This window comes from Shigella sp. FC1567 (assembly GCF_001743015.1).
In the GTDB taxonomy this organism is placed as follows: Bacteria; Pseudomonadota; Gammaproteobacteria; order Enterobacterales; family Enterobacteriaceae; genus Escherichia; species Escherichia coli.
In genome coordinates, this window is record NZ_MIIV01000332.1 from 15792 (window position 1) to 28201 (window position 12410).

At 49.1% G+C, this 12410-nt stretch carries 8 protein-coding genes, 1 other RNA gene and 5 pseudogenes; 12 read left to right on the forward strand and 2 right to left on the reverse strand.

Annotated features, from left to right (window positions below; translation table 11 throughout):
* Positions 1-104 precede the first annotated feature (104 nt).
* The 7 genes and pseudogenes from rprA (at position 105) to BHE85_RS16980 (ending at position 5967) form a co-directional block, all read left to right on the forward strand.
* An RNA gene (rprA, locus tag BHE85_RS16950) (antisense sRNA RprA) lies at positions 105-212 on the forward strand.
* A 176-nt stretch (positions 213-388) separates the two neighbouring features.
* Positions 389-615, forward strand: a pseudogene (locus BHE85_RS28465) (Aca2/YdiL-like domain-containing protein); the annotation flags it as partial.
* A 49-nt stretch (positions 616-664) separates the two neighbouring features.
* Positions 665-1393 (forward strand): annotated as a pseudogene (locus tag BHE85_RS16960) (MFS transporter); the annotation flags it as partial.
* An 11-nt stretch (positions 1394-1404) separates the two neighbouring features.
* Positions 1405-2271: pseudogene (gene ydiB, locus BHE85_RS16965) on the forward strand (quinate/shikimate dehydrogenase).
* A gap of 31 nt (positions 2272-2302) precedes the next feature.
* Positions 2303-3061, forward strand: coding sequence for a type I 3-dehydroquinate dehydratase (aroD, locus tag BHE85_RS16970; protein ID WP_000860174.1), 759 nt, complete (start codon positions 2303-2305; stop codon positions 3059-3061).
* Positions 3062-3206: 145 nt separating this feature from the next.
* A complete protein-coding gene (locus tag BHE85_RS16975; protein WP_039064120.1) occupies positions 3207-4802 on the forward strand; it encodes an acyl CoA:acetate/3-ketoacid CoA transferase in 1596 nt (531 codons plus the stop codon).
* A 13-nt stretch (positions 4803-4815) separates the two neighbouring features.
* Complete coding sequence (locus tag BHE85_RS16980) at positions 4816-5967, forward strand: acyl-CoA dehydrogenase (RefSeq protein WP_000347825.1); 1152 nt, start codon at positions 4816-4818, stop codon at positions 5965-5967.
* A gap of 42 nt (positions 5968-6009) precedes the next feature.
* Here BHE85_RS16980 and BHE85_RS16985 read toward each other — a convergent pair whose 3' ends face one another.
* Positions 6010-6921 carry an AraC family transcriptional regulator gene (locus tag BHE85_RS16985; protein ID WP_000284802.1) on the reverse strand — a complete coding sequence of 304 codons (912 nt, stop codon included), beginning with the start codon at positions 6919-6921 and terminating at the stop codon, positions 6010-6012.
* A 313-nt stretch (positions 6922-7234) separates the two neighbouring features.
* Here BHE85_RS16985 and BHE85_RS16990 point away from each other — a divergent pair.
* From BHE85_RS16990 to fadK, 5 genes and pseudogenes are all read left to right on the forward strand, one after another.
* Positions 7235-8006: pseudogene (locus tag BHE85_RS16990) on the forward strand (electron transfer flavoprotein).
* A gap of 19 nt (positions 8007-8025) precedes the next feature.
* Positions 8026-8964, forward strand: coding sequence for an electron transfer flavoprotein subunit alpha (locus BHE85_RS16995; protein WP_000080719.1), 939 nt, complete (start codon positions 8026-8028; stop codon positions 8962-8964).
* Between the two features lie 55 nt (positions 8965-9019).
* Positions 9020-10309 carry an FAD-dependent oxidoreductase gene (locus BHE85_RS17000; RefSeq protein ID WP_001278469.1) on the forward strand — a complete coding sequence of 430 codons (1290 nt, stop codon included), beginning with the start codon at positions 9020-9022 and terminating at the stop codon, positions 10307-10309.
* A complete protein-coding gene (locus tag BHE85_RS17005) occupies positions 10306-10599 on the forward strand; it encodes a ferredoxin family protein (RefSeq protein ID WP_000081071.1) in 294 nt (97 codons plus the stop codon). The genes BHE85_RS17000 and BHE85_RS17005 overlap by 4 nt, the downstream gene beginning before the upstream one ends.
* 56 nt (positions 10600-10655) lie before the next feature.
* Positions 10656-12134: pseudogene (fadK, locus tag BHE85_RS17010) on the forward strand (medium-chain fatty-acid--CoA ligase); the annotation flags it as partial.
* Positions 12135-12149: 15 nt separating this feature from the next.
* Here fadK and BHE85_RS17015 read toward each other — a convergent pair.
* A partial coding sequence (locus tag BHE85_RS17015) for an IS1 family transposase (protein WP_000317683.1) occupies positions 12150-12410 on the reverse strand: 261 nt, incomplete at its 5' end.

Here is a 12410-nt window from a genome sequence, read left to right on the forward strand (position 1 = left end):
TACCGCCATTCAGCTGGTAGTACCTGTCGCAAATTCTTTACAGTTTTTAAACTAATGAGACGAATCTGATCGACGCAAAAAGTCCGTATGCCTACTATTAGCTCACGGTTATAAATCAACATATTGATTTATAAGCATGGAAATCCCCTGAGTGAAACAACGAATTGCTGTGTGTAGTCTTTGCCCATCTCCCACGATGGGCTTTTTTTAACATTTTTCCACTTCGCTACCTCGCCCCTCACTCTTTCCAATAATGTTGCACAAGATACTGTGACTCTCTTCAAGCCGTCAGCAGGCTGATAATGTTATTTATATTTTATTGTTTATTTCATGCAGCCATTACACGATGAACGCTTATGAACTCCAGGCACTCCGACATATTTTTGCCATGACTATTGATGAATGCGCACCTGGATTGCCCAGACCGGTGACAGTGAAAGCTGGCGTCAGTGGGAAAATGGCAAGTGTGCCATTCCTGATCGTGTAGTCGAGCAACTGTTGGCTATGCGTCAGCAAAGAAAAAAACATCTTCATGCCATCATAGAGAAAATAAATAACCGCATCGGCAACAACACCATGCGTTTTTTCCCCGACTTAACCGCATTTCAACGAGTCTACCCTGATGGCAATTTTATTGACTGGAAGATCTATCAATCGGTAGCCGCTGAAGGTAATGCTGTTGAAAAGCAAATTCCCCAGCCAGTTGGTGGACGCCAGCGTAGCTAATGAATTACCGCAAATGAACAGCAAACCGTTAGTCTGGCTGGAAGGTGTTTCATCGGTACTGTTCGGTGTAGCCGCATTCTCGACCTTTTATGTGATTGTGGTGTGGATGCCCAAATATGCGATGGCTTTTGCTGGTATGTCAGAAGCTGAGGCATTAAAAACCATCTCTTATTACAGTATGGGCTCGTTGGTCTGTGTCTTTATTTTTGCCGCACTACTGAAAAAAATGGTCCGGCCCATCTGGGCTAATGTATTTAACTCTGCACTGGCAACAATAACAGCAGCCATTATCTATCTGTACCCTTCTCCACTGGTGTGTAATGCCGGCGCCTTTGTTATCGGTTTCTCAGCAGCTGGCGGCATTTTACAGCTCGGTGTTTCGGTCATGTCAGAGTTTTTCCCAAAAAGCAAAGCCAAAGTCACCAGTATTTATATGATGATGGGTGGACTGGCTAACTTTGTTATTCCGCTGATTACCGGTTATCTGTCGAACATCGGCCTTCAATATATCATTGTTCTCGATTTTACTTTCGCGCTGCTGGCCCTGATTACCGCAATTATTGTTTTTATCCGCTATTACCGCGTTTTTATTATTCCTGAGAATGATGTGCGGTTTGGCGAGCGTAAATTTAGCACCCGGTTAAACACAATTAAGCATAGAGGTTAAAGGAGTTAATTATGGATGTTACCGCAAAATACGAATTGATTGGGCTGATGGCCTATCCTATCCGCCACAGTTTATCGCCTGAAATGCAGAATAAAGCCTTAGAAAAAGCGGGATTGCCATTTACCTATATGGCCTTTGAAGTGGATAACGATAGTTTTCCCGGAGCAATTGAAGGATTAAAAGCTCTAAAAATGCGCGGAACTGGTGTATCAATGCCGAACAAACAACTGGCTTGTTAATATGTTGATGAATTAACGCCAGCAGCCAAACTGGTGGGTGCCATCAACACCATCGTTAATGATGATGGCTACCTGCGCGGCTATAACACCGACGGCACGGGCCATATTCGCGCCATTAAAGAGAGCGGTTTTGATATCAAAGGCAAAACAATGGTGCTGTTAGGGGCCGGAGGTGCCTCAACGGCTATTGGCGCGCAGGGGGCAATTGAAGGTTTAAAAGAAATTAAACTCTTTAACCGTCGGGATGAGTTCTTCGATAAAGCCCTCGCCTTCGCGCAGCGGGTTAACGAAAACACCGATTGTGTCGTCACGGTTACCGATCTCGCCGATCAGCAAGCCTTTGCTGAAGCCCTGGCTTCCGCCGACATTTTAACCAATGGCACAAAAGTGGGTATGAAACCCCTTGAGAATGAATCATTAGTTAATGATATCAGTCTGTTACATCCGGGACTTCTGGTCACTGAATGCGTGTATAACCCGCATATGACGAAGTTATTGCAGCAGGCGCAACAAGCTGGTTGCAAAACGATTGATGGATACGGCATGTTGTTGTGGCAAGGGGCTGAACAGTTCACGTTATGGACTGGCAAAGATTTCCCTCTGGAATATGTTAAACAGGTCATGGGGTTCGGTGCCTGACAGGCTGACCGCGTGCAGAAAGGGTAAAAAAATGAAAACCGTAACTGTAAAAGATCTCGTCATTGGTACGGGCGCACCTAAAATCATCGTCTCGCTGATGGCGAAAGATATCGCCCGCGTGAAATCCGAAGCTCTCGCCTATCGTGAAGCGGACTTTGATATTCTGGAATGGCGTGTGGACCACTTTGCCGACCTCTCCAATGTGGAGTCTGTCATGGCGGCGGCAAAAATTCTCCGCGAAACCATGCCAGAAAAACCGCTGCTGTTTACCTTCCGCAGTGCCAAAGAAGGCGGCGAGCAGGCGATTTCCACCGAGGCTTATATTGCTCTCAATCGTGCAGCCATCGACAGCGGCCTGGTTGATATGATAGATCTGGAGTTATTTACCGGCGATGATCAGGTTAAAGAAACCGTCGCCTGCGCCCACGCGCATGATGTGAAAGTTGTCATGTCCAACCATGACTTCCATAAAACGCCGGAAGCCGAAGAAATCATTGCCCGTCTGCGCAAAATGCAGTCCTTCGACGCCGATATTCCTAAGATTGCGCTGATGCCGCAAAGTACCAGCGATGTGCTGACGTTGCTTGCCGCGACCCTGGAGATGCAGGAGCAGTATGCCGATCGTCCAATCATCACAATGTCAATGGCAAAAACTGGCGTAATTTCTCGTCTGGCTGGTGAAGTATTTGGCTCGGCGGCAACTTTTGGTGCGGTAAAAAAAGCCTCTGCGCCAGGGCAAATCTCGGTAAATGATTTACGCACAGTATTAACTATTTTACATCAGGCATAAGCAATAATATTTCGGCGGGAATATCCTCCCCCGCCGAACTAAAAAAAATATATTCAACCGTATTTAATAAAAATATTTCGTGAGTCTCTGTGCGCTAAATATCCATCTGGCGTAGGGAAAATCACACCTGAATCAGAAATTAACAATGAAACCTGTAAAACCACCTCGTATTAATGGACGAGTGCCGGTCCTGTCGGCACAGGAAGCGGTGAATTATATTCCCGACGAAGCAACACTTTGTGTGTTAGGCGCTGGCGGCGGTATTCTGGAAGCCACGACGTTAATTACTGCTCTTGCTGATAAATATAAACAGACTCAAACGCCACGTAATTTATCGATTATTAGTCCAACAGGGCTTGGCGATCGCGCCGACCGTGGTATTAGTCCGCTGGCGCAAGAAGGTCTGGTGAAATGGGCATTATGTGGTCACTGGGGACAATCGCCGCGTATTTCTGAACTCGCAGAACAAAATAAAATTATTGCTTATAACTATCCACAAGGTGTACTTACACAAACCTTACGCGCCGCCGCAGCCCACCAGCCTGGTATTATTAGTGATATTGGCATCGGGACATTTGTCGATCCACGCCAGCAAGGCGGCAAACTGAATGAAGTCACGAAAGAAGACCTGATTAAACTGGTCGAGTTTGATAACAAAGAATATCTCTATTACAAAGCGATTGCGCCAGATATCGCCTTCATTCGCGCTACCACCTGCGACAGTGAAGGCTACGCCACTTTTGAAGATGAGGTGATGTATCTCGACGCATTGGTTATTGCCCAGGCGGTGCACAATAACGGCGGTATTGTGATGATGCAGGTGCAGAAAATGGTTAAGAAAGCCACGCTGCATCCTAAATCTGTCCGTATTCCGGGTTATCTGGTGGATATTGTGGTGGTCGATCCGGATCAAAGCCAACTGTATGGCGGTGCGCCGGTTAACCGCTTTATTTCTGGTGACTTCACCCTTGATGACAGCACCAAACTTAGCCTGCCCCTAAACCAACGTAAATTAGTTGCGAGGCGTGCATTATTCGAAATGCGTAAAGGCGCGGTGGGGAATGTCGGCGTCGGTATTGCTGACGGTATTGGCCTGGTCGCCCGGGAAGAAGGTTGTGCTGATGACTTTATTCTGACGGTAGAAACAGGTCCGATTGGCGGAATTACTTCACAGGGGATCGCCTTTGGCGCGAACGTGAATACCCGTGCCATTCTGGATATGACGTCCCAGTTTAATTTTTATCACGGTGGTGGTCTGGATGTTTGTTATTTGAGTTTTGCTGAAGTCGACCAGCACGGTAACGTCGGCGTGCATAAATTCAATGGCAAAATCATGGGTACCGGTGGATTTATTGATATCAGTGCCACCTCGAAGAAAATTATTTTCTGCGGCACGTTAACCGCGGGCAGTTTAAAAACAGAAATTGCCGATGGCAAATTAAATATCGTCCAGGAAGAACGGGTGAAGAAATTTATTCAGGAACTACCGGAAATTACTTTTAGCGGAAAAATCGCGCTCGAACGGGAACTGGATGTTCGTTACATCACCGAACGTGCTGTATTCACGCTGAAAGAAGACGGCCTGCATTTAATCGAAATCGCCCCTGGCGTCGATTTACAAAAAGATATTCTCGACAAAATGGATTTCACCCCAGTGATTTCGCCAGAACTCAAACTGATGGACGAAAGATTATTTATCGATGCGGCGATGGGTTTTGTCCTGCCTGAAGCGGCTCATTAACAGGAGTATCACGATGGATTTTTCTTTAACTGAAGAACAAGAACTGCTGCTGGCCAGTATTCGCGAACTGATTACGACTAACTTTGCGGAAGAGTATTTCCGCACCTGCGATCAAAACGGGACATATCCGCGTGAGTTTATGCGGGCGCTGGCGGATAACGGCATTTCTATGCTTGGCGTGCCGGAAGAGTTCGGTGGCATCCCTGCGGATTACGTCACCCAGATGCTGGCGCTGATGGAAGTGTCAAAATGCGGTGCTCCGGCATTTTTGATTACCAACGGTCAATGTATTCACAGTATGCGCCGTTTCGGTTCTGCAGAGCAGCTACGTAAAACGGCAGAGAGCACCCTGGAAACGGGTGATCCCGCCTATGCCCTGGCGTTGACGGAGCCAGGCGCAGGCTCAGACAACAACAGTGCCACTACCACTTACACGCGTAAAAACGGCAAGGTTTACATCAACGGACAGAAAACCTTTATTACCGGTGCGAAAGAGTACCCGTATATGCTGGTGTTGGCGCGCGATCCGCAACCGAAAGATCCCAAAAAAGCCTTCACCCTGTGGTGGGTCGACTCCAGTAAGCCCGGCATTAAGATTAACCCGCTGCATAAAATCGGCTGGCATATGCTCAGCACCTGCGAAGTCTATCTCGACAACGTGGAGGTTGAAGAGAGCGACATGGTGGGCGAAGAAGGAATGGGTTTCCTCAATGTGATGTACAACTTTGAGATGGAGCGCCTGATCAACGCCGCGCGCAGCACCGGCTTTGCCGAATGCGCCTTTGAAGATGCCGCCCGCTATGCCAACCAACGTATCGCTTTTGGTAAGCCCATTGGTCATAACCAGATGATCCAGGAAAAACTGGCGCTGATGGCGATTAAGATCGACAACATGCGCAACATGGTGCTGAAAGTGGCATGGCAAGCCGATCAGCATCAGTCACTGCGCACCAGCGCGGCGCTGGCAAAACTGTATTGCGCACGTACCGCAATGGAAGTCATTGATGATGCGATTCAAATCATGGGCGGTCTGGGCTATACCGATGAAGCGCGCGTCTCCCGCTTCTGGCGTGATGTCCGTTGTGAACGTATCGGCGGCGGTACAGACGAAATTATGATTTACGTAGCAGGTCGGCAGATCCTGAAAGACTATCAGAACAAATAATCTGCAGGCGGCGCAGCTTCTTAACAAACTGCGCCGCCAGATTTATCCAACAAGACTTACCGGTTGAGGAAATTCAGATAGGATTTCTTGTTCCGCAAAACAGTTTTTAAATTGTCTACGGTAATCGCTGGGCGAACAACCGACATGGCGCAAAAACAGTTTGGCAAAGTGATCGACATTTTCATAACCCACACGCCAGGAGATCTCTGCCTGTGATAATTCAGTATTAGTGAGTGACCATTTTGCTTCCGTCATACGCCGTTGAATAACATAGTTAATAGGGGAAATACGATACTCTTTGGTAAATTCATGGCAAATATAACTGACGCTGGCACGAAATTTTTTCGATAACTGTTCTAAAGTGATTTTTTCGCGATAATTATTACTCAGATAGAAAAGAATATCTTTTATCAGAACATCTTTTTTAATATACCCCTGCTCCGAACGATAAGCATTTTTAAAATTTTCGTAGTAAAGAATGGCTAACGTATAGGCAAATGCATCCCATAACGAAGATGTTTGGCTATTTTTACTTTGCGGCAAAATCACACTTAGCTCATTAAATAAGGTTTTTATGACTTCTTTTCCCTGCCCCGCGGCAATTACCGGACAAGAATGCGGTTGCAGTAGCTGATTTTCCTCAGCCCCCTGAAACTGAAAGCCGTACAGCGCACAGGTACACGTCGTTGCCGGATCGTTAACGTCAGAGGCCACCGCATGCAGCCTGCCGCGTTCTATCACCACAATGTCATCCGCATGTGCGACATATAACGAAGAATCGATGGTAAACCTTGCAACCCCTTTCTTGACGTAAATCAACTCGGTTTCATTGTCATGAACGTGATGTCCGGACTCCCATTTTGGATCATCGCTAAATGCAAAACGTGAAAGCCGTGGCGTTTTACCGGCGACAAACAGCGTTTCACTGGCGTTATCAAAACAGCGTTGATACATGACAACCTCCCTATTCCATGAGCAAGCAAAAACAATATATGCCGGATAAAATACGGCGTGTATTGCGGTTATACAACCGCGTTTAGCGAGAGCTAAACAAGATTATTTACACTGAATGCAAGATTGTACGGTCATGGAATAACTATATTGCCGCAAATTGCACTTTTGTTTTAGCGATCGCATTTTTTTGCAAGATTGTTGGCAAGGAAAACAGCTTGCTCCGTCGAAAACCCCCACCGCTATCGCACACTATTTTCAGGCCATTTTTACCTTCCATCGGAGATGGTTCCGTATGCGACTCACAGGAGAAATCATGAAAATAATAACCTGCTTTAAGCTGGTGCCTGAAGAACAGGACATTGTTGTCACTCCAGAATACACCCTGAATTTCGACAATGCCGACGCCAAAATCAGCCAGTTCGATCTCAATGCCATTGAAGCTGCAAGCCAGCTCGCAACAGATGACGATGAGATAGCCGCGCTGACCGTTGGCGGCTCATTGTTGCAGAACTCGAAAGTGCGCAGTGCGCAAAGATGTGCTATCCCGCGGGCCGCACAGCCTGTATTTGGTGCAGGATGCGCAACTTGAACATGCACTGCCTCTCGATACCGCAAAAGCGCTGGCGGCAGCAATTGAAAAGATCGGCTTCGATTTACTGATCTTTGGTGAAGGTTCCGGCGACCTTTATGCCCAGCAGGTTGGCTTGCTGGTCGGAGAAATTCTGCAACTTCCGGTGATTAATGCAGTGAGTGCTATTCAGCGTCAGGGTAATACACTGGTGATTGAACGCACGCTTGAAGATGATGTTGAAGTTATTGAACTCTCTGTTCCAGCCGTGCTCTGCGTCACCTCCGATATTAACGTGCCACGCATTCCTTCGATGAAAGCCATTCTCGGCGCGGGTAAAAAACCGGTAAATCAGTGGCAGGCAAGTGATATTGACTGGAGCCAGAGCGCGCCACTTGCTGAACTGGTCGGCATTCGCGTACCGCCGCAAACAGAACGTAAGCACATCATTATCGATAACGATTCGCCGGAGGCCATTGCCGAGCTGGCGGAACATCTGAAGAAAGCCCTGAACTGAAGCCTACGGAGAAGAAACGATGAGTCAATTAAACAGCGTCTGGGTCTTTAGCGATAATCCTGAACGTTATGCTGAACTGTTTGGCGGCGCTCAGCAATGGGGCCAACAGGTGTATGCCATTGTACAAAATACCGACCAGGCGCAGGCAGTTATGCCTTATGGTCCAAAATGTATTTATGTTCTTGAGCAAAACGACGCGCTGCAACGCACTGAAAATTACGCCGAAAGCATTGCTGCCCCGCTGAAAGATAAACACCCCGCTATGTTGCTGTTGGCCGCGACGAAACGTGGTAAAGCTCTGGCAGCACGGTTAAGTGTGCAACTGAATGCGGCGCTGGTGAACGATGCCACGGCGGTGGATATTGTCGATGGTCACATTTGCGCCGAACACCGGATGTATGGCGGGTTAGCGTTCGCTCAGGAAAAGATCAACAGCCCGCTGGCGATCATTACCCTTGCACCCGGTGTTCAGGAACCGTGCACCAGTGATACCTCTCATCAGTGCCCGACAGAAACGGTACCTTATGTTGCTCCGCGTCATGAAATTCTCTGTCGCGAACGCCGTGCGAAAGCCGCAAGCAGCGTGGACCTGAGCAAAGCAAAACGTGTGGTTGGCGTCGGTCGTGGTCTGGCGGCGCAGGATGACCTGAAAATGGTCCACGAACTGGCGGCGGTGCTGAATGCTGAAGTCGGCTGTTCACGTCCAATTGCCGAAGGCGAGAACTGGATGGAGCGTGAACGTTATATCGGTGTCTCCGGCGTGTTGCTGAAATCCGATCTCTACCTGACGCTGGGGATCTCCGGGCAGATCCAGCATATGGTTGGCGGCAACGGCGCAAAAGTGATTGTCGCCATCAATAAAGATAAAAATGCGCCAATCTTCAATTATGCCGACTACGGTCTGGTGGGCGATATCTACAAAGTCGTCCCTGCCCTGATTAGCCAGTTGAGCCGCTAATTCCCCTTTCAACCACATCTCCCGCTGTAAAGGCAGCGGGAAGGGAGCATAACGCATGTCGGATGACAAATTTGATGCCATTGTGGTCGGTGCGGACGTTGCTAGTAGCGTTGCCGCACTGGTCATGGCGCGAGCCGGACTGGATGTCCTGGTGATAGAACGCGGCGACAGTGCCGGATGTAAAAACATGACCGGCGGGCGTCTTTATGCCCACACACTTGAAGCAATCATTCCAGGCTTTGCAGTATCAGCGCCGGTAGAACGCAAGGTCACACGCGAGAAAATCTCCTTCTTAACCGAAGAAAGCGCCGTTACCCTCGATTTTCACCGCGAGCAACCAGATGTTCCGCAACACGCATCTTATACCGTATTGCGTAATCGTCTGGACCCGTGGTTGATGGAACAAGCCGAGCAGGCGGGCGCACAGTTTATCCCGGGCGTTCGCGTCGATGCGTTGGTTCGTGAAGGAAACAAGGTCACTGGCGTGCAGGCCGGGGATGATATTCTCCAAGCGAATGTGGTGGTTCTAGCTGATGGCGTAAACTCGATGCTTGGCCGCTCGCTGGGAATGGTTCCCGCTTCCGATCCGCATCATTACGCTGTTGGTGTTAAAGAGGTTATTGGCCTCACACCAGAACAGATCAACGATCGCTTTAATATTACGGGCGAGGAAGGTGCCGCCTGGCTGTTTGCCGGCTCCCCTTCTGACGGCCTGATGGGCGGGGGATTTCTCTATACCAACAAGGATTCCATATCCTTGGGGCTGGTTTGTGGATTGGGTGATATCGCCCATGCGCAAAAAAGCGTGCCGCAAATGCTGGAAGATTTTAAACAACACCCCGCCATTCGCCCACTAATTAGCGGCGGCAAACTGCTTGAATATTCCGCGCATATGGTGCCAGAAGGCGGTCTGGCAATGGTGCCGCAGATGGTTAACGATGGCGTGATGATCGTTGGTGACGCCGCAGGCTTCTGCCTGAATTTGGGTTTTACAGTTCGTGGCATGGATTTAGCCATTGCATCGGCTCAGGCTGCCGCCACAACGGTGATCGCCGCCAAAGAACGCGAGGATTTCTCCGCCAGCAGTCTGGCGCAATACAAACGTGAGCTGGAACAAAGCTGCGTCATGCGCGATATGCAGCATTTCCGCAAGATCCCGGCGCTGATGGAAAACCCGCGCCTGTTTAGCCAATACTCACGAATGGTCGCCGACATCATGAACGAGATGTTCACCATTGACGGCAAACCAAACCAGCCGGTACGCAAAATGATCATGGGACACGCGAAGAAAATTGGGCTGATCAACTTGCTGAAAGATGGCATTAAGGGAGCAACCGCGCTATGAGCCAGAACGCTACGGTTAACGTCGACATCAAATTAGGCGTCAATAAATTCCATGTTGATGAGGGCCACCCGCATATCATTCTGGCGGCAAATCCCGATATCAATGAATTCCGTAAATTAATGAAAGCTTGCCCTGCCGGACTTTATAAGCAGGATGACGCCGGCAACATTCATTTCGATTCCGCCGGTTGTCTGGAGTGCGGCACCTGTCGGGTGCTGTGCGGCAACACTATTCTCGAACAGTGGCAATATCCCGCAGGCACCTTCGGTATTGATTTTCGCTACGGCTAATCATGCATCCCACAGGCCCGCATCTCGGGCCTGATGTTCTGTTTCGAGAGTCCAAAATGAAAGTGACATTAACGTTCAACGAACAACGTCGTGCGGCGTATCGTCAGCAAGGGTTATGGGGCGATGCTTCACTGGCCGATTACTGGCAGCAGACCGCTCGTGCGATGCCAGACAAAATTGCCGTGGTCGACAATCATGGTGCAACGTACACCTATAGCGCGCTCGATCACGCCGCGAGCTGTCTGGCAAACTGGATGTTAGCGAAGGGTATTGAATCAGGCGATCGCATCGCATTTCAACTGCCTGGCTGGTGTGAATTTACCGTTATCTATCTTGCCTGCCTGAAAATCGGTGCGGTTTCCGTGCCGCTGTTGCCTTCCTGGCGGGAAGCAGAACTGGTGTCGGTGCTCAATAAGTGTCAGGCAAAAATGTTCTTTGCACCGACGTTGTTTAAACAAACACGTCCGGTAGATTTAATCCTGCCGCTGCAAAATCAGCTTCCACAACTACAACAAATTGTCGGCGTGGACAAACTGGCTCCCGCCACCTCTTCCCTCTCATTAAGTCCGATTATCGCCGACAATACCTCACTGACCACGGCGATAACGACCCACGGCGATGAATTAGCTGCGGTGCTGTTTACCTCCGGAACCGAGGGTCTGCCAAAGGGCGTGATGCTAACGCATAACAATATTCTCGCCAGTGAGCGGGCTTATTGCGCGCGACTGAATCTGACCTGGCAGGATGTCTTTATGATGCCTGCGCCACTTGGTCACGCAACGGGCTTTCTGCATGGCGTAACGGCACCATTCTTAATTGGCGCTCGCAGCGTGTTGTTAGATATTTTCACTCCTGATGCGTGTCTCGCGCTGCTTGAGCAGCAGCGTTGCACCTGTATGCTAGGCGCAACGCCGTTTGTCTATGATCTTTTGAATGTACTAGAGAAACAACCCGCGGACCTTTCAGCGCTGCGTTTCTTTCTTTGCGGCGGTACCACAATCCCCAAAAAAGTGGCACGTGAATGCCAGCAGCGCGGCATTAAATTATTAAGTGTTTATGGTTCCACAGAAAGTTCGCCGCATGCGGTGGTGAATCTCGATGATCCTTTGTCGCGCTTTATGCACACCGATGGTTACGCTGCCGCAGGTGTAGAGATTAAAGTGGTCGATGACGCACGCAAGACCTTACCGCCAGGTTGCGAAGGTGAAGAAGCCTCGCGTGGCCCCAATGTGTTTATGGGGTATTTTGATGAACCTGAATTAACCGCCCGTGCGCTGGACGAAGAAGGCTGGTATTGCAGCGGCGATCTCTGCCGTATGGATGAGGCTGGCTATATAAAAATTACCGGACGCAAAAAAGATATTATTGTCCGCGGCGGCGAAAATATTAGCAGCCGTGAAGTGGAAGATATTTTATTGCAGCATCCTAAAATTCACGATGCCTGTGTGGTTGCAATGCCCGATGAACGTTTAGGTGAACGATCATGCGCTTATGTCGTGCTGAAAGCGCCGCATCATTCATTATCGCTGGAAGAGGGTAATGACTCCAACTTACTGATAGTGTTTTATGTTCAGATAATGCCCGATGACCTTGTCATGCAGCTCCACCGATTTTGAGAACGACAGTGACTTCCGTCCCAGCCTTGCCAGATGTTGTCTCAGATTCAGATTATGTCGCTCAATGCGCTGAGTGTAACGCTTGCTGATAACGTGCAGCTTTCCCTTCAGGCGTGATTCATACAGCGGCCAGCCATCCGTCATCCATACCACGACCTCAAAGGCCGACAGCAGGCTCAGAAGACGCTCCAGTGT